Here is an 18,898-nt window from a genome sequence, read left to right on the forward strand (position 1 = left end):
GTAACGAAAAATTGACTTCACAAGGACCAAAGAGGCTTAAAAGTGAATAGCCCGGTTATGTTAGCGACTCACCGCTGGGTGATCATCGTTTTTATGAGATTATTAAATTGGCTCCCTTGAGAAGGCTAATAAACTATATCCTCACAACTACTCATTTATTTGACGGACTTGGTTTCCAAAATATCTTAAAACTTTAGTTGTCCTACCATTGATTACAGGCAACTCCTCTTTATTAATCCAGCCTATAAGCTCCTGGATATTCGATTTACCAAAATGGTTTAGCTTATAATCACTATCATAAATACAATCCGCCATGCGCACTACTGTGTCCTTTGTGCCGTATAGAAGGTAGGTCAGAGTATTCTTAACTTGTTCCTCTTCATTGTAATCAATGAAAAAGGTTTTCAGTGTTTCGAGGCCGCCTTTATAGAAACGGAAGCGATCATGAAAAGAATGTAATACACAAAAAGCATCAACTATATCACCCATTGAAGCTAATTTTATTGACTCCTTAGATCCTAGCACTCGTTTGATGAGTGGGTAATTTATTGGTACGATTCGTTCCTCGAAATGCTCCCATTTCGTTGTTAACCATTCATCAATAAGATTTTCTGCTCTATATTTTTGTTTTTCATTCCACCCAAGGGGTTGATGCTTCCAAGTATCTTGTTTTGCATAAAAATCTCGAACAAAACTAAAAAAAGAGTCAATTTCTAGTCGCAGTGGTATTAGCTCTGACTCAACTTTCCTATTATGGTTTTTGTATACATCTTCAATTCGACGGAATGCAGTTACAGCTTCTTGATAAGATTTCTGGTAAGTATCCAAAAAGATAGATTTAATAGTAGATTTCTTTTTTCCGCGGTTGATATTAGAGAAGTTTACATCACCCATCATCTCAGTAACAGTGTTTTCCATTTCTGACAACTCTCTGTTTATTTTAGAGAATTTACTATAAATGCTGCGATACTTTTTAATGGCATCTTTGGTTAGAACTTCAGCCTCATCCCAATATTCAGCAAACAATTCTTGTAGCTCAGCGAATCGATGATCTTCAGAGTCTAGCCCTACCATAACTTCTTGGTTAGATAAAATTGCAGAACGGGTTAGGTTAGCAGAACCCAATAAGATTGTTTTATCACCAAAAATGTATAGTTTCGGATGGAAAGAATTATTCGTAAAGAATCTTGCTTCTACTTTATTGTGATTTAGTAGCTTTTCAAGTGCTGCTGGCGAGGTTGGAAAACCGAGGCGAACAACTATTCTCAAATGACACCCTCTAGCAAGGAGTTCATCAACAACATCAGACTCAGTAAAAAATGCTGAAGCAATAAATAGATCCATACCATCTTCAATATGGTTGATGATACCGTGTTTAATGAAGTCATTCTTTGAAGTACGGTTAGTATATAAATCCATCAGTCTTATCCTATAGATATCCCAGCAAAATGGGCCATGTACCTTAGATATCAGACTTAACTGACCGTATTACATTTAAACGGCAAGTAGGCAGTATAAGCCGAATTCGTAGGCTGTTATGAACGAATGGTTACTTTTATTTTCAATATTATATCAAAAGGTTCATAACAATTCTATAAAAATGGTGATATTCTAGGAAAAAATTAACTTATAAGAATGGAAACTTGCCATTGAATATATACACCATCCTAATTTTAACATTAAATTAAACTAAAATTAATCTTATTCATAAAAATAATACTTTCTGCTAAATATACTAACGCATAATATTTTCAGGGGGTTTTTATAAAAAATAAAATACAAGACAGGGAACCGAATGATTGATTCACTGTATATTTTGAGTACACCACAAGTCACCTTCATTTATTTAAGGGGAATTTAAAAACAAATTACGGCTATTCAAATCATAACATCAAAAATATCAGACTGAAGAAAATTAATCACCCTAGCCCACTTGCCACCGGAGTCTTTCACGATTAATTACTCCGCATTGCTAAGGGCTTATAACTTAGTGCTGACTAGTAATTATCAACGAAAGGGCGTGAGTTACGACGAAATCAATTAAACACGGATAAATCCTCTGCCTTCGAAGACCTATTCGGTAGAACAGTGGACTGTTAATACGTATCTCACTGGTTTGAGTCCAGTCAGAGGGGCCAAATTTAGAGAAGCCCGCTTAGGAAACTAAGCGAGCTTTTTGGTTTTTGTGGGAGTTAAGTGGCGGTTTTGAGTGATGAGCGAACATTGCCCCCTGCAGAAAACTAGAGTGGTTTAGAGTAGGGTCATCATCATTCTTTGCCGGCATCTTGTTCAAGCTTAGGTGCAGCTCGTAACTGACGACGCTGATTCCGTTTTTCCCACTTTGCACGTAACCACTCGCTATAGGACGGCATGTTTAGGTACAGTTGCTGAGTCATATCGGCCAGAATGCGAAGATCATCAGTATAGGCGTGTCCATTTCCCATTTCAGCATGGCGGCCACCTACAGTATCCCAAGCTTCAGAAAGCGAATATGGTGCAAACAGCTCTAAACCAGTTAATAGTATCACGGGAGCCCTTGTTCTCTGGCGATCGTGAATGTATTCACGCCCCCAAGCAGCGAGTTTTGCAATCCGCTTAATCTCTGCTGGGGAAAGAGCTCCGGCCTGCTTCATGGTTGCAAAAACGAGAATCGCACCCGGAAAGCGGATAGCAAGATGTTTCATTCTTTCTACATCCTCTACTTCAAAAGCATCAGCTACTCCATTTTTCTCTTCGGAATTCTCGCCCCTGAAGCTTTTTGCCTCTCCAAATACAAGCTCTACATGGTGATCTAGTCTATTGAAGACTTTGCGTTGATGCCAAAGTATGAGATCAGCTTCAATGTGATTTTTTGGGGCCAACTTCAGTATTTGGCCAGTTGACCATGTGACATTAGCGTCATGATTTCCGAATGTTTTAGCGAGAAATCTCAATGTCAGTGATGCGGCGTATCCTCCACGAGCGTAGTCAGGGAGTGCGAACGGACCAATAAGCCTGTAGGCCCAACGAGAGAACTGACTTGAACTTGGATCTAGGGATGGAAAACGGAACTTTTTTAGGCAAAGGCTGCATGCTACTTCATGATCCAGCTCGCGAAGTGCATGCCATCCCCAAGTTGAGCATTTTGAACACTTCAACTCTAAGCCAAGTTCAACAGCACCACGTTCAATTAAAGTTTCTGCATTTTTATTTCGCCATATATCACCCTTGACCGCGTTTTTAATTTTGTTCTGAAATTCCTGGTTTTGAATTGAGGGTGAGATGGGACTCCGCGAGATCTTATTCAGAAGCTTCACGATCTCTGCGTGAGCAAAACTGCTAATGCCCCAGAAACCACCTAGTGTGTTAACAATTTGCTGTGTGGCTTGTCCTGCATCGGAGACCTGGCTTTCGATTCCATTAGTTTTTAGCCATTCACTGATTGCGACAGTGCCATCATTCAGTTGCCAGAAGTCTGAAGTATTTTTGAAACGGCAAAAGACAACGAATCCTTCTGTCGTTGGTAATATTTTGCTCTGTATAGATTTGAAACGAGGGTACTTAGGCGCCCGGAAATCGCTTGGAAAGACGGTTGCGATTCGGTCTGTGTTTGACCAATTTTGAAGTTTCACAACGTTCGTCCAACGAGCGTCGCTGTTGCCATATCTATCAGCAAAATCTGGATGGAGATTGTCGAATCGAAGTTCAGTACGATCCCCCTCAATTTGCGTGTCGAACGTTTTCTTTGCTGCAGAGAGAATGGGGCGCGTATTACGAACGGCAAAATGTGGGGACGGACGCCAAATTGGAGGGTACCAATCTTGTCGGACATTTGCCCCATCACGTTCCACTCGTAAGTAGTTAGCGTACAGTTTTTCAATGTCTACCGAAGGGAGTGACCTTCCAAACAATACGGTTGCGTGGGTCATTACACCGTGCAAATTTCCTGGAAGTGGTCGATGGCAATGCTCAATATAATCTCTGCACGAAGGAGAAAGTTGTTCAAGCCATTGGACTGGAATGGCGCGAAGATTTCTCCTTACAGCACGAAGGTTCCAGTAGTCGATGATATCGCGTGAATCCTGTGCATCCATGACGAAGAGCGTTGGATCTGCATGGTCGTCATAATTAATGTCAATATTTGAGTGGCCGATTTGTAAAGCTGACTTAAATCCATCCTTGTACAGTTCAGTGAGTACTTCTGCGGTAAGTTCGATCTGTTTGGGGTCAAATGCATCCCGGAATCCTTGACCAAAATATTCAAGGTCATCAGCCTCGGGAAAGCTACCAAAAAGGCAGGCACAGAATGACTTAAAAGATTTCGTCTGTGGTATAACATCAACAATATTGTGATCATGCCTACGTACGAATTGAAATTGCTTCTTATACAGATCTTTATATAAGTCGAAGACATCAAGGCCCGCTCTGCCACGCGGTTCGTCAGCTCGCCTTAGCATGTCTGACAGTTGCACTATCCGGTCTGGATCAAAGCCTAATCCTGTAGCCAATCCCGCCTCAGCCTCAACAAGGAAATCAGGCTCGAAAGCATCAAGATAGCCATTTACGATCTGCAAGGCGCTCTCTGGTTTGTAATCATTCCGATTCCACCATTTGGGGACATGACCCAAAATGGGAATGATTGGGTTAAATTGGCCACCCCACAGGCAGGTATTTATTTGTAAGATTTCTATTAATCGTTGATTATCGTTGGGTTTTACGAGGAATGCGAATCGGATTGGTCGTAACGTCACGATGGCGCTGATGTGAGCCATAATTCTCCCTGTTGAAATGAAGGTCGTTCACCTTGAAGTTGCATAACCTTTTTGTCAGGCACCGAGCAATTGAACGTTTACCGAGATTTATCTATCGTTAAGAACGAGCTACGCTTTGTGGCAAGTGCAAAAAGAGGTCATCGACATACACCAAGTTTAGATAGGACTTTAAGTTAATAACGTCCGCTTTTGGCTCACAACAAACTGCCAGACATTTATGACCACAACCTTGCCTCAAGCCGACTTTTTGATGCTCGTCCCGGCGGCCTCTACTTTGCAGAGATCACAGTCAGAGGTACCAAATTCAGAAAAGCCCGCTCAGGAAACTAAGCGGGCTTTTTATTTTCCAGAGGAAGCGCTAACCGGTAGACAGGGATCTGCCGTGTGGTCCCGGTCAGATTATCGAATGCTTCGGCCCCGGCGGTGGAAATCCGCATGCCGGACTTTCTCAGCGTTGAAACGTCAGCGGCGATACGCTGCATACCGAACCAGAATAAACCGTCCAGAGCGCTGACAGATAAACCGGCTTCCAGCGCGAGGCGCAGACGTTCACGAGGTGCTTTAACCTGTTTTGCAATGTCCTGATACGCGGTCGTTGTCACGCCATCCGCCGTCACGCGGCGGATCCGGTGGGTAAAACGGTAGCGAAAAGCATCGGGGACATTGTTCAGATCGGCCCTGATGCTATAAACACAGCCATACCGGTTTTCGCTGATATTGACCGGCTTGCGGCCCAATGGCAGCGTTTTACGCAGTTGATCTATCAGCTGCGGGGCGCGGATCAGCTGGAGGCGAAACGGGATTTCAAAGCTGGTGACGTAATCCACATTCAGTAACGCAAGATGCAGCCGCTCTTCACTTCCGGCTTTTATCTGCCTGCACTCTTCTGTCACTTCCGCCCACTGCTGCGTTAGCCGGGGAGATTCGTCAATTGCCGCAAATTGATATTTTTCGATTTGATAGTCGATACGTTCACTCATCATTATTCCCCGCGCCTGTCTGTCATCAAACCGTATAAAACTAAACCAAATACCGTTGTTTACGCGACAAAAAAATCATCTATTTGACGGTAAACGACATCCCTGTTTTGCACCGCCTGAGACACGCTTACTGCCGGCGTTTCCATTCATCCACGACATCGCCCAACGTCTTTGGAATATCATTGCGGATCCAGGCCATAAAATCGCGGTCAAACCGGAATTGTTCTCCGCAATGTTCAGTCATGAAACGACGAACGTTTTGCGTGTTTTTATACTCTTTATCGACGACCGTAGCGGGTGTGAGTGATGCACTGTGCCAGTCAGTTTTCATCAGTCCTGCTCCTGAGAATGCAAATAAGGGGAAAGCCGTCTACCTTAAATGAGCTGCTATATATTTTCCATATCACCGCAATATTTCAACGTCTGCCTCATACGGTCAGTTAATTAACACATTAAAGTTTTCCCCCGGAATGCCGACAACTTCCCTGAGAGTTCCTTTTTTGCTGTACCGAACAGGAGAACGAAATGGATGTATCGCAAATTGCTTCGCTGGCGACCGGGCTTGATAATCTGGATCTCAGCAACAAAGTTGACACCCTGATGTTGAAAAAGACCCTGGATAACCAGCAGTCAACCGCAAGCAGCCTCATCGAATCAATCCCGCAGCTGCCTGCTAATCCGGCAATTGGCCGCAATATCAATATCACCGTCTGAATCCCCTTTTCACCTGTTCACTGTTGATGAACGCACCGCGTTTTCAGCAGTGTCAGTTTCTGACTCTCCGTCACAGGCAGAGCATTGGGCGACTGCGCCGTTATGGGATATATTACGGGCAATCTTTTTATGAAAGGTAACATCGCCAATGGCTCTGATCCCAAAAAACTACGCGCGCTTGGAAAGCGGTTATCGTGAAAAAGCCCTCAAAATCTATCCCTGGGTCTGCGGACGCTGCACGCGGGAATTTGTTTATTCAAACCTGCGGGAATTAACGGTTCACCATATCGATCACGATCACACCAATAACCCGGAAGACGGCAGTAACTGGGAATTATTGTGTCTGTATTGTCATGACCACGAACACTCAAAATACACCGAAGCGGATCAGTACGGCACCCGCGTAGTCGCGGGCGAAGACGCACAAGATGATGTGGATGCGGCAACCTATAATCCGTTTGCTGATTTAAAGTCGATGCTGAATAAGAAGAAGTAATTTAACGATATAAAAAAGCCCACCCGATCAATCCGGGCGGGCTTTCAACTTAATACTTCAACTCAACACATCTCAAATATCAAAACGGTCCAGATTCATCACTTTGGTCCAGACGGCTACAAAGTCTTTCACGAATTTCTCTTTCGCATCGCTGCTGGCGTAAACCTCGGCGCTGGCGCGCAGAACGGCATTCGAGCCAAACACCAGATCGGCACGGGTGGCGGTGAATTTAGACTCTCCGCTGACGCGGTCACGCCCTTCGAAACGTTCACCGGTGGAATCAGTGGCTTTCCATTCGGTGCGCATATCGAGCAGATTGGTGAAGAAGTCTGCGTTCAGCTCGCCGGTTTTATCTGTGAATACGCCGTGCTGGCTGCCGTCGAAGTTGGTTCCCAGCGCACGCAATCCGCCAATCAGCACCGTTAATTCCGGTACGGTCAGCGTCAGTTGCTGGGCCTTGTCGATCAGGAGATTTTCAGTCGAGGTTTTGCCGGTATCACCGCGATAGTTACGGAAACCATCGGCTCTCGGTTTAAGCAAATCAAACGACTCAACATCGGTCTGATCCTGACGCGCATCCACACGCCCCGGCGTAAACGGCACGTCGATGTCGACGTTAGCCGCTTTCGCTGCTTTTTCCACACCGACGACGCCCGCCAGCACAATCACATCCGCCAGCGACGCTTTCGGATGCGACTGCTGAATGGACTCCAGCGTTGGCAACACGCGCACTGCGGCGGCGTTAACGTCCCATTGCCTTTGCGGCAGTAACGCCAGACGCGCACCGTTTGCCCCGCCGCGTTTATCACCGCCACGGAACGTCGAGGCCGATGCCCACGCTACCGACGTCAGTTCGCCAGCGGTCAGGCCGGACGCCGCAATTTTCTCTTTCAGCACGGCGATATCAGCAACGGTCGGATGATAAACCGGCACCGGCAGCGGATCCTGCCAGATTAAATCTTCTTTCGGCACTTCCGGCCCGATATAACGCGCTTTTGGCCCCATATCGCGGTGGGTCAGTTTGTACCAGGCTCTGGCAAAGGCTTCGTTAAAGGCCTGCGGATCGCTGTGGAAACGGCGAGAAATTCTCTCGAATTCCGGATCGAAACGCAGCGTCAGGTCAGTCACCAGCATGGTCGGTTTGCGTTTTTTCGACGTATCGAACGGATCAGGAATGATGTCAGGCGCATCGGCGGCTTCAAACTGAATAGCGCCCGCCGGGCTGCGGGTCTGCACCCACTCATATTTGAACAGGTTTTCGAAGAAGTAGTTGCTCCACTGGGTTGGCGTCTGCGACCAGATGACTTCCAGACCGGACGTAATGGCATCCGGCCCGGCACCGCTGCCGTAGCTGTTTGCCCAGCCCAGACCCTGCGCTTCGATCGGTGCGGTTTCCGGATCAACGTCCACATGGCTGGCCTCCGCCGCGCCGTGTGTTTTACCCAGCGTATGACCGCCGGCGATTAACGCGACAATTTCTTCGTCGTTCATGCCCATATTGCCGAAAGTGGCGCGGATAGCCGGTGCCGCAGAGGCCGGATCGCCGCTGTGGTTCGGGCCTTCAGGGTTGACGTAAATCAGCCCCATTTCCGTTGCGCCCAACGGAGATTTGGCAAGTTCTTCAGGATGACGATGTTCCAGCCAGGTGGTTTCGTCGCCCCAGTTCACGTCCAGATCCGGTTCCCAGACGTCTTCGCGCCCGGCACCAAAACCAAAGGTGCGGAAACCGGAATTCTCCAGCGCGACGTTACCTGCCAGAATATACAGATCGGCCCAGGAAATTTTTTGGCCGTATTTTTGTTTCACCGGCCAGAGCAGGCGGCGCGCTTTGTCGAGGCTGACGTTATCCGGCCAGGAGTTCAGCGGAGCAAAACGTTGCTGACCACGGCCTGAACCACCACGGCCGTCAACGGAACGGTATGTCCCGGCGCTGTGCCACGCTAAACGAATGAAAAGACCAATGTAGCTGCCCCAGTCGGCGGGCCACCAGGGTTGCGACTCGGTCAGGACGCCTTTGATATCGGCTTTGAGCGCGGAGTAATCTAACTTGGCAAATTCTTTGCGGTAATCAAACGCCTCACCCAACGGGTTTGAGCGGGCGGAATGCTGGTTCAGTAAATCGGTTCTGAGCTGGTTTGGCCACCAGTCGCGATTGCTTGTCCCGCCGCCAGACGTTTCATTGCTTTTGCCTGCATGAAAAGGACACTTACCGGCGGAGGCTTCACGGTCTGCTTCAACAATGGGTTTTGCGTCGTTTGCTTCTTCATCAATAGAACTGCTCATGCTCACACTCCTGTTATGTAGTCTCATTGCTACTCTATACGCGGATTTAAGCCAGTCACATCTGGAACATCCTATGCATTTGATAGACCTTCCCTTCCTTCTCAGCGTTCGTTCTGCGAGTTTCCACAATTTCTGAATCCCGACACTGATTATAGAATAGCCAGTTAAAGTGAAAGGCTTCTCTTTCGGTGTCGCAAAATGAAAAAAGCCCGCTCAGATTTTCTGAAGCGGGCTTTTTACAGAGAAGCTCAATGTTATGCGTGAACCACTTTCTTCGCGTCCAGTGCTTTATGAATTGCGGCTTCGAGTTCGTTGATTTCGAATTTCGCCACATACCCGTCGGCACCGACTTTGCGGACGTGATCTTCGTTGGCGCTGCCCGAGAGCGAGGAGTGGATAATCACCGGGATATTCTTCAGGAATTCGTCACGCTTGATATTGAGCGTCAGCGTGAAACCGTCCATTTCCGGCATTTCCAGATCCGTCAGCACAAAGGAAATCTTGTCTGAAATAGGCACGCCCGCGGCTTTACATTCTTCGGCCATTTTGCGGATTTTATTCCAGGCTTCCAGACCGGTTACGTGCATCTGCGCCGGGATTTCCATCATGTTCAGGCCTTTTTCCAGCATCTGGCGCGCGACTTTGGAATCTTCCGCAACAATCGCCACCGTGCCCGGTTTCATCTTGAACGAGCTGGTTTTCTTTTTATCCATGTCGATATTGTTGTTTGGAATAATGTCGTGCAGGATTTGCTCGACGTCCAGCACCAGCGCCAGACGGTTGCTGGATTTATCGTTATCCAGACGCGCAATACTGGTGATGTTACGGCTCTTCACGCCGGATTCTGCCGCCAGCACCTGGCTCCATTCCAGACGAACAATATCGTCCACCGATTCCACCGCAAATGCCTGCGTGCTGCGGGCATATTCGGTAACCAGCAAAATATTCAGCCCGGTTTTCGGCACGCAGCCGACGACCGCAGGCAGGTCAATTACCGGGATAATTTCACCGCGAATATTGGTCATCCCCATCATCGGCGATGACATTCCCGCCGCTTTGGTCAGCGTCGGCATAGGGACAATTTCACGCAGTTTGAAGACATTGATGCCAAATAATTCTGACTGCTCTTCATCAGGCGATGAGCCCAGACGGAACAACAGTAATTCAAACCGGTTTGATGAAGTGAGATTTGTTCTTTCATCAATTTCTTTCTGAAAATTATCCATACTTTCCCCATGCCTTCGTTATTAGTTTTCGTGTGCGTTTGCCGTGCGCGTCATTCGGAAAAACAGGAAATTAATTTTCTTTTTTTCTCAGAGGGACTGCTTATTTATCGGCTCGGACAGGGAAATTCTTTAGTGCAGAGAGGAAATTGAGCAGGAGAAAGGGATCCGGCACCCGTAAGATGCCGGAAAAAACGGTTAACCGGCGATTTTTACCAGCGTTCTGCCCTGAATCTTATTATCGAGGAAATCCGCCGCCACGGCCGGAGCCTGTTCCAGCGTGATTTCAGTCGCCGTCTGCTCGTAGAAACTCTGCGGCAGGGTTTTCAGCAGACGTTCCCAGACGGCAGAACGGCGGTCAGCCGGGACAGAAACAGAATCGACGCCCTGCAAACGCACGTTGCGCAGAATAAACGGCATTACGGTGGTCGGCAGACCAAAACCGCCCGCCAGCCCGCAGGCCGCCACGCAGCCGCCATAGTTAGTTTGCGCCAGCACTTTGGCCAGCACTTTGTCACCGACGGTATCCACTGCGCCCGCCCAGATCTGTTTTTCCAGCGGACGGGTTTCGGCGAAATCATCACGGGAGAGAATTTCGCTGGCACCCAGTTTACGCAGGTAATCATGCGTGGATTCACGGCCTGTTACGGCGGCAACGGTATAACCGAGCGTATGCAGCAAGGCGACAGCCGTGCTGCCCACGCCGCCGCTGGCACCGGTCACGACGACGGTTCCGCTTTCCGGTTTAACGCCTGCGTCTTCCAGCGCCATCACGCACAACATGGCGGTGAAACCTGCCGTGCCGATGATCATCGCATTACGCGCCGCCAGCCCCTCCGGCAAAGCCACCAGCCAATCGCCTTTCACGCAGGCCTGTTCTGCCAGACCGCCCCAGTGTGTTTCGCCCACGCCCCAGCCGGTGAGAATGACCGGCTGACCGGCCGTAAAGCGGGCGTCATTGCTGCGGCTGACGCGGCCGGAAAAATCGATCCCCGGCACCATCGGAAATTGACGGATGATTTTGCCTTTGCCGGTGATCGCCAGCGCGTCTTTGTAATTCAGACCGGACCAGCTGATATCCACCAGCACATCGCCTTCCGCCATTTCCGGCAGTGCGATCTCTTTCACTTCGGCCAGTGTGGCTTTGTCTTGCTGTTCCAGAACCAGTGCTTTCATTTTTTTCCCTTAATTATTCAGGATTTCGAAGAGTTGTCGTTAGAAATGCGATGACTAACGTAATGATTGCAGGTGCTATTTTTGAATTTCTTCTATTTTTGAATTTCTTGTTGAAGGCTTTTCTGAAAATAGGCCCAAAACTGATTCAGGGGTTCGGCTGAACGGAACAGTTTGGCGCGCATCACCGCCCCTTCCCAACCCGACCAGAAAATCTCTGCCCGCTGCGCCGGTGGCATGTCGGAGTTTATGTCGCCCGCCCGCTGCGCTTCTTCCAGACAATGCGCCACGCGGCTTTCCCACTCCTGCAAAATCGCTTTCAGCTTTTCCGGGAAATCATCGGGAAGCAGCGGTGATTCCTGTAATAAATTGCCGACCAGGCAGCCGCGTTTAAATGCAAATCTCGCCATGCCCTGACCGGCGTGACCGACAAATGCACCGATGCGTTGCAGCGGTGGCAACGCGTCGTTGAGTAAAAATTTGTCGAGCTTATGGGCGAAGAACGCGCCGTAGGACGTCAGCACCGCCATGCCGAAATCCTGTTTGCTGGCGAAATAGTGGTAGAACGATCCTTTGGGCACAGAGATGTTTTTAATCACCGCATCGATGCCCGCAGACAGATAGCCCATCTCCGTGATGACTTCCAGACCAGAGCGGATCAGCGCTTCACGCGTATCCGCAAACTCGCGTTCGGTTTTCGGCGGACGACCACGGCGGGGCTTTTTAGCTGCCTCTGACGGGGCTTCCTGCGGGATTGTCAGTGCATCACTCATAATTTAGACCGATCGTTTTTTAATTGCCAAAAGCCTACGCCCAATTCCCTGCGCAGGCAACCCCGTCATCCCCTGAACAGCAAAAAGCCCGCTGCGGCTGAACCGGGCGGGCTTTTTGCAACTATTAGTATGTTGTAACTATCAGTATGTTGTAACTATTTCGCGCTCACTGCCTCACGGACAGTTTCCTGCACGCTGTAGCGGTTGGTTTTGAACGGAATATCCAGACGCTCGCGCAGCGTATGCGCTTCGGAAGGATGCCAGTAACCACGCGCCGCCAGCACCGGCAGCACCAGACGGGTGATGTCGTCGAGCGCTTCGGTCAGCACCGGTCCGCTGATGATAAACCCGCTCGCACCGCCCTCTTCCACCCAGCGGATCAGCCGGTCGGCGACCTGTTCCGGCGTACCGAAAAACTCACCGCGCGGCAGCGTAGTCTGATACGCCACTTCACGCAGCGTCAGGTTTTCTTCTTTCGCCTGTTTCTTGATGCTGTCGGTTGTGGAACGGAACGTGTTCTGGCCTAAATCGCCCAGCTCGGGGAACGGGCCATCCGGCGGATACTGGCTGAAATCGTGATGGTCAAAGAAGCGGCCGAGATACGCCAGCGCGTCGTCGAGCGACAGCAGCGAAAGCAGGTACTGATACTTGGCTTCGGCTTCTGCTTCGGTTTTGCCGACAATCGGGCTGATACCGGGGAATATTCCCACCGGATGACGGCCATTTTTTGCCACCTGTGCCCGGAGTTTGGCGGAGTATTCCTGCGCCTCTTCCAGCGTGCGCGCATTGGTAAAGACCGCATCGGCAGATTTACCCGCCAGCGCGATACCCGCATCAGAAGCGCCTGCCTGGAAAATCACCGGCTGCCCCTGCGGCGAACGCTGGATATTCAGCGGGCCTTCGACCGAAAAGAATTGCCCCTGATGATTGAGTTTGTGCAGTTTAGCGGCATCGAAAAACACGCCGCTTTCACGGTCACGCACAAACGCGCCGTCTTCCCACGAATCCCACAAACCCTGCACCACGCTGATGTACTCTTCCGCAATCTGGTAACGCAGCGCGTGCTCAGGGTGATCTTTGCCAAAGTTTTTCGCCGAACCGGCCAGCGGCGACGTCACCACGTTCCAGCCCGCACGCCCCTGACTGATGTTGTCAATCGACGCCAGCTGGCGCGCCACGGTAAACGGATCGCTGTACGACGTCGAAATCGTCCCGGCCAGCCCGATGCTGTGGGTGGCGGACGCCAGTGCCGACAGCAACGCAACCGGCTCAAAACGGTTGAGGAAATGCGGCAGCGATTTTTCGTTGATGTGCAGACCGTCGGCCACGAACAGGAAATCAAAACCGGCGGCTTCGGCGCGCAACGCTAAATCGCGAAAATACGGAAAATTCACGCTGGCATCGGCAGGCGCTTTTTCGTGACGCCACGAATTCATATGCCCGCCTGCCCCGTGCAACATCAGACCGAGCTTGATACTTTTTGAATGGCTCATGAGATCTCCTTACAGCTGGCCAGCCAGCAATTCGATGGACTTCAGACGCACGGCGGCATCTGTAAGCGGGGTATGAATGACGAATTCGTTAACGCACAGACGGCGTTGAATGTCGCGCAGCTGTTCATGAATATCGGCGGGCGTGCCGTGCAGCACGCTGATCTGCTGCTGTTCGATGCGGTACTGCGTCGCCCCGGCCTGCCGGACGAACGCTTCGGCCTGTTCGCGGGTGCCGACGGTCACATGTTTATCGCCGACGGTGACGCGGAAATTATGTTGCTCTGCCACCAGCGCGGCAGCCTGTTCGCGCGTTTCGGCGGCCAGCACCGCAAGGCTGACCAGCGCCTGCCCCTGTCCGGCGGAATATTCGTGGTACGCCAGCACCGATTCGGTCATCACTTCTGCGGACGTGTTAATGAAACCGGCGAAGACAAAATTCCAGCCCAGCGACGCCGCCAGACGGGCGCTTTCTTTGCTGGCACCCAGCAGGAAACGCTGCGGCGCAACCGGCGGCTGCGGCAATGCGCGGGCTTCAACACCGGCCAGATTGTCGTCGAGATGAGTCAGATAATGCGTCAGTTGCTGTAACTGCGCAGGGAAACCGGGTGCAGAATCTGCCGGAGCATGGCCCCGCAGCGCTTTGGTTGAAAGCGGTAAACCACCGGGCGCTTTGCCGATGCCGATATCCACGCGGTCGGGCGCCAGCGCGGAAAGCAGATGGAAATTCTCAGCCACTTTGTACGGGCTGTAATGTTGCAGCATGACGCCGCCGGAGCCGATCCGCAGCGTCGAGGTCTGCGCCAGCAGCCAGGCAATCAGCACTTCCGGCGAGCTCCCTGCCAGCTTTTCTGTGTCGTGATGTTCAGAAACCCACAGGCGGTGATAACCGAGTTTTTCTGCCGTTTTCGCAAACGTCAGCGTCGCCTCCAGTGCCTGTTCCGCACGTTGTCCTTCATTTATCGGGCTTTGGTCTAATAAGCTCAGTCGGTAATTCACTCGGGGTATTCCTTTTATCCACAGGTTTCAATTCATGAAAAAAGTCAGTTCATGTTAAAAAGAGTTCCACGAAGTGAGGACAAAGCTAAATAATTAAATTGCGCATCGATAGCCATTATTTTGCTATGCGCCCTGAGAAGAAAACTGCTTATAAAATATAGCCACAGAGTCTTTAGCGAAAAGGGGTTTCCTGTCTACGATGAAATGACTGCAACCACACCTTATAAAAGGCTACGAATAATGAGCATTTCACTTGCCAATGAAGAGCGCACCGGGACAGTGTCCGGTTCATCCTTATTAGAAAGCAAACTCATCGCCCATCGTCGTGAATTACATCAGAACCCTGAATTATCGAATCAGGAATTTGCGACCACGCAAAGAATTACCGGCTGGCTGAATGCGGCCGGAGTACGGATTTTGGATCTCGGGCTGAAAACCGGCGTCGTGGCCGAAATCGGCCCGCAGGATGGCCCGCTGGTGGCGCTGCGCGGTGATATCGATGCGCTACCGATTGAAGAAGCGTCCGGCGTGCCTTTCAGCTCACAACATCCCGGCGTGATGCACGCCTGCGGCCACGATTTTCACACGTCCGTTATTCTGGGCGCGGCGTATTTACTCAAAGCCCGCGAAGACCAGCTTCCGGGCCGCGTGCGTCTGTTTTTCCAGCCTGCGGAAGAGCGGTTTGGCGGCGCATCGCAGCTGATTAAAGCCGGTGCGCTGGAAAACGTTGATGTCATTTTCGGCCTGCACAATGCGCCTGAGTTGCCGGTCGGCACCTTTTCCACCAAAGGCGGCGCGTTCTATGCCAACGTTGACCGGTTCAGTATCACGATCACCGGCAAAGGCGCACACGCCGCGCATCCCGAGGAAGGCGTCGACAGTATTGTCACCGCCAGCCACATCATTTCGGCGCTGCAAACCGTGGTCAGCCGCAACGTCAGCGCGCAGGAAGCGGCGGTGGTCAGTGTCACGCGCATTGAAGGCGGCAATACCTGGAACGTGTTGCCACAAACCGTCGAACTCGAAGGCACCGTCCGCACACATAACGACGCTGTCCGCGAACAGATCCCGGAGCGTATCCGTCAGGTGATTTCTGGCGTCGCTACGGCACTGGGTGCGAAAGCCGAACTGCACTGGTTTGGCGGGCCACCGGCGGTGGTGAATACGCCGCGCTGGGCGGATTTCAGCCTGGAAGCCGCGGCTGAATTTGGCTATAAAACGGAAGTCGCGACGGCGCAGATGGGCGGCGAAGATTTTGCTTTTTATCTGCATCACGTCCCCGGCGCGTTCGTCAGCATCGGTTCCGCCAGTGAATTTGGTTTGCATCACCCGCAATTTAATCCTGACGAATCCGCTATTTATCCTGCAGCCGCATATTTCCAGCAGCTGGCTGAAAAAGCCCTGCGGGAATTAACCGGAAAATAACCCTCTTTAATTTCATTACTGTTGAAATGCCCGGTAATCCGGGCGTTTTGCGTGGTTATTTCTGACAGCGCTTTATTTCCAATTTATCTCTTTCATTATTTAATTTTGTTGTTTTACATCCCTGTAACACTCGGGAATAGTGAAATTGTCGTCTCACTGTCATCACCACATACAATAAGAATGCAGGGTATAAAAATAATGATGAAACACAGCCTTAAATTAACCACCATCGCCGCTTTATTAAGTCTTTCTGCACTGGCACAGGCCGCACCGGGCATCGATCTGATTGCGAATGAAAAACCCATTAATGCGCCGAAAAGCCCGGAAGCTGTGGCAAAAATCCCGGCTAACTTTAAGTTTGTTGAACCCGGCACGCTGACCGTGGCGCTCGCCGTGCTGGGCAGCGCCCCGCCGTTCGGCCTGTATGCCCGCGATAATAAGACCGTGATCGGCAGCGAAGCGGATATCGCCCGCCTGGTCGCCGACGGTTTGGGCCTGAAACTGAAAGTGGTGCCGGCTTCCTGGGAAGACTGGCCGCTGGGCGTGACCTCCGGTAAATACGACGCCGCCATCTACAACATTACCGTTACCAAAGACCGTAAAACCAAGTTCGATTTCGCCACCTATCGCGAAGATACGCTGGGCTTCTACGTGAAATCCGACAGCAAAATCACCTCGATTCAGTCCGCGCCGGATATCGCCGGGAAACGCATTATTGTCGGCTCCGGCACCAATCAGGAAGCCGTATTGCTGGCGTGGGATAAAGAGAATCAGGCCAAAGGCTTACCGGCGCTGAAACCTCAGTACGTCACTGACGACGCCGCCGCGACGCTGGCGATTCAGTCTGGCCGCGCCGATGCGACCTTCGGGCCGAACGTCACCGGTGCCTACAAAGCGCTGTTAACCGGCAAAACCAAACTGGTCGGCACCGTGCCGGGCGGCTGGCCGAAAACTGCAAACATTGCCGTGACGCTGAAAAAAGGCAACGGCTTAGTGGACGCGGTTCAGGCATCCCTTAACAGCGCCATCGCCAACGGCACCTATTTGCAGGTGCTTAACCGCTGGGGTGAAAGCGTTGAGAAAATCGACCACTCCGAAATTAACCCGCCAGGACTGGGCGACTGAGTAAAGAGGATTGCATCATGAGCGATGACGTTTTTATCCAGACCGTGCCGGAAGACCCGCTGATTGCGCCGTTCATTCAGGGGCTGTTCGGTGAATATCGCGAGCGCTACGGCGAGTATTTCTCCAGCCAGCCGCCGGAAGATGACAGCGTATTTTCAAAACCGGACGGCACGTTTATTGTACTGCTGAGAGACGGAGCGCCCATTGCGATGGGCGCGTACAAACGCTACGACGAAAAAACCGCAGAGCTGAAACGCATCTGGACGCACCGCGAACTGCGCCGTCAGGGGCTGGCGCAAAAGGTTTTACTTGAGCTGGAACGCCGCGCCGCTGCCTACGGTTATCAGCAGGTTTTCCTCACTACCGGTTTCCGCCAGCCGGAAGCTGTCGGGCTCTATTTGTCCCACGGTTATCAGCCTTTATTTGACACGCGTCTCGACCCGGATGTCTATTCCCGCCCGCCGTACGACGGTCGTCTGCCGTTTACCAAGGCGCTGACCGCTGACGTCCCTGTCACCTGAAATTGCCATAAGAAAGAGAACACCATGAGCGAAAACGCCCCGACTTCCATGAATCATCCGCCGCTGAAAGTGGTCCCGGCACGCTATCCGTGGCGGGTAGCTGGCGCGATATTTTCAGTTTTTATCCTGCTGGGCATCGTTGAGTCGATCGCTACCAACGCCCGCTGGGAATGGGGCGTTTTTCGCCAGTGGTTTTTTGACCCGGTCATTCTTTCCGGGCTGGGGAAAACGCTGCTGCTGACCTTACTGGGTACGCTTTTTGGCATTATTTTAGGGACGGCGCTGGCCCTCGCCCGCCTGTCAAAATCCTATCTGATGAATGCGCTGGCCTGGGGATATATCTGGCTGTTCCGGTCCCTGCCGCTGTTGCTGGTGTTGATCATCCTCTACAACTTTTCGTATCTCTACGACAACCTGTCGCTCGGCATTCCGTTTACGTCCATTTCCTTTTTCAGCACGCCAACCGTGAATTTGCTGGATCAGTTTTCGGTCGCGGTTCTGGGGCTTTCGCTGGTGCAATCGGCCTATACCGCAGAAATTATCCGTGGCGGGATTTTAGGCGTCGAACACGGCCAGCACGAAGCCGCCGCCGCGCTCGGTTTGCCGGCCTACCGCCGGACGTTCCGCATCATTTTGCCTCAGGCACTGCGCTCGATTCTGCCGACCGGTTTTAACGAAGTGATCAGTCTGGCGAAAGGCACATCGATTGTTTACGTGCTTTCCATGCCGGAGCTGTTTTACACCGTGCAGGTGATTTACAACCGCACGCAGCAGGTGATCCCGCTGCTGATGGTGGCAACCGTGTGGTACCTGCTGATCACCACCGTGCTGTCGGTGCTGCAATATTACGTCGAGCGTTATTTCTCACGCGGCACCGTGCGCCAGGTTGCGCCCACGCCGTTGCAGCGTCTGCGCCAGTGGCGTGTCGCCCGTTCATAATTCTGG

The 18,898-nt window shown here is 51.1% G+C and carries 16 protein-coding genes; 6 read left to right on the forward strand and 10 right to left on the reverse strand.

What is annotated here, in order from left to right; all coding sequences use genetic code 11:
- Nucleotides 1-147: 147 nt before the first annotated feature.
- From KWG64_RS05075 to KWG64_RS05090, 4 genes are all read right to left on the reverse strand, one after another.
- Entirely contained in the window at nucleotides 148-1,419 is a 1,272-nt protein-coding gene (locus tag KWG64_RS05075) for a phospholipase D family protein (protein WP_255562090.1), read from the reverse strand.
- Between the two features lie 848 nt (nucleotides 1,420-2,267).
- Nucleotides 2,268-4,751, reverse strand: a complete 2,484-nt coding sequence (locus tag KWG64_RS05080) for a hypothetical protein (protein ID WP_218521134.1) — start codon at nucleotides 4,749-4,751, stop codon at nucleotides 2,268-2,270.
- A 326-nt stretch (nucleotides 4,752-5,077) separates the two neighbouring features.
- A complete protein-coding gene (locus tag KWG64_RS05085) occupies nucleotides 5,078-5,731 on the reverse strand; it encodes a DNA-binding protein (RefSeq protein ID WP_218521379.1) in 654 nt (217 codons plus the stop codon).
- A 127-nt stretch (nucleotides 5,732-5,858) separates the two neighbouring features.
- Nucleotides 5,859-6,062 carry a DUF6434 domain-containing protein gene (locus tag KWG64_RS05090; RefSeq protein WP_195824589.1) on the reverse strand — a complete coding sequence of 68 codons (204 nt, stop codon included), beginning with the start codon at nucleotides 6,060-6,062 and terminating at the stop codon, nucleotides 5,859-5,861.
- Nucleotides 6,063-6,256: 194 nt separating this feature from the next.
- Here KWG64_RS05090 and KWG64_RS05095 point away from each other — a divergent pair, with 194 nt between their 5' ends.
- Nucleotides 6,257-6,445, forward strand: a complete 189-nt coding sequence (locus KWG64_RS05095; RefSeq protein ID WP_195812540.1) for a YjfB family protein — start codon at nucleotides 6,257-6,259, stop codon at nucleotides 6,443-6,445.
- A 148-nt stretch (nucleotides 6,446-6,593) separates the two neighbouring features.
- Nucleotides 6,594-6,941 carry an HNH nuclease YajD gene (gene yajD / locus KWG64_RS05100; RefSeq protein WP_152325980.1) on the forward strand — a complete coding sequence of 116 codons (348 nt, stop codon included), beginning with the start codon at nucleotides 6,594-6,596 and terminating at the stop codon, nucleotides 6,939-6,941.
- Between the two features lie 72 nt (nucleotides 6,942-7,013).
- Here the strand turns inward: yajD and katG are convergent, their stop codons facing one another.
- The 6 genes from katG to KWG64_RS05130 form a co-directional block, all read right to left on the reverse strand.
- Nucleotides 7,014-9,224: a catalase/peroxidase HPI gene (gene katG / locus KWG64_RS05105; protein ID WP_218521135.1), complete on the reverse strand. Its 2,211-nt coding sequence runs from the start codon at nucleotides 9,222-9,224 to the stop codon at nucleotides 7,014-7,016.
- 254 nt (nucleotides 9,225-9,478) lie between these two features.
- Nucleotides 9,479-10,450, reverse strand: a complete 972-nt coding sequence (locus KWG64_RS05110) for a chemotaxis protein (RefSeq protein ID WP_195812542.1) — start codon at nucleotides 10,448-10,450, stop codon at nucleotides 9,479-9,481.
- A 195-nt stretch (nucleotides 10,451-10,645) separates the two neighbouring features.
- A complete protein-coding gene (locus tag KWG64_RS05115; protein ID WP_218521136.1) occupies nucleotides 10,646-11,623 on the reverse strand; it encodes an oxidoreductase in 978 nt (325 codons plus the stop codon).
- Between the two features lie 92 nt (nucleotides 11,624-11,715).
- Nucleotides 11,716-12,393 (reverse strand): TetR/AcrR family transcriptional regulator, encoded by a 678-nt coding sequence (locus KWG64_RS05120; protein ID WP_218521137.1) that lies wholly within the window; start codon nucleotides 12,391-12,393, stop codon nucleotides 11,716-11,718.
- Nucleotides 12,394-12,548: 155 nt separating this feature from the next.
- Nucleotides 12,549-13,886: an LLM class flavin-dependent oxidoreductase gene (locus KWG64_RS05125; RefSeq protein ID WP_218521138.1), complete on the reverse strand. Its 1,338-nt coding sequence runs from the start codon at nucleotides 13,884-13,886 to the stop codon at nucleotides 12,549-12,551.
- 9 nt (nucleotides 13,887-13,895) lie between these two features.
- Nucleotides 13,896-14,882, reverse strand: coding sequence for an MsnO8 family LLM class oxidoreductase (locus KWG64_RS05130; protein WP_218521139.1), 987 nt, complete (start codon nucleotides 14,880-14,882; stop codon nucleotides 13,896-13,898).
- A gap of 240 nt (nucleotides 14,883-15,122) precedes the next feature.
- Between KWG64_RS05130 and KWG64_RS05135 the strand changes: the two genes are divergently transcribed.
- From KWG64_RS05135 to KWG64_RS05150, 4 genes are all read left to right on the forward strand, one after another.
- The gene (locus KWG64_RS05135) at nucleotides 15,123-16,307 is read left to right on the forward strand and encodes a M20 peptidase aminoacylase family protein (protein WP_218521140.1); all 1,185 of its coding nucleotides are present in this window, start codon (nucleotides 15,123-15,125) and stop codon (nucleotides 16,305-16,307) included.
- 201 nt (nucleotides 16,308-16,508) lie between these two features.
- A complete protein-coding gene (locus tag KWG64_RS05140) occupies nucleotides 16,509-17,432 on the forward strand; it encodes an ABC transporter substrate-binding protein (RefSeq protein WP_195812951.1) in 924 nt (307 codons plus the stop codon).
- A 17-nt stretch (nucleotides 17,433-17,449) separates the two neighbouring features.
- Nucleotides 17,450-17,953 carry a GNAT family N-acetyltransferase gene (locus KWG64_RS05145; RefSeq protein ID WP_218521141.1) on the forward strand — a complete coding sequence of 168 codons (504 nt, stop codon included), beginning with the start codon at nucleotides 17,450-17,452 and terminating at the stop codon, nucleotides 17,951-17,953.
- A 24-nt stretch (nucleotides 17,954-17,977) separates the two neighbouring features.
- Complete coding sequence (locus KWG64_RS05150; RefSeq protein ID WP_218521142.1) at nucleotides 17,978-18,892, forward strand: amino acid ABC transporter permease; 915 nt, start codon at nucleotides 17,978-17,980, stop codon at nucleotides 18,890-18,892.
- Nucleotides 18,893-18,898 lie beyond the last annotated feature (6 nt).

This window comes from Rahnella sp. PD12R (assembly GCF_019200965.1).
Lineage (GTDB): Bacteria > Pseudomonadota > Gammaproteobacteria > Enterobacterales > Enterobacteriaceae > Rahnella > Rahnella laticis.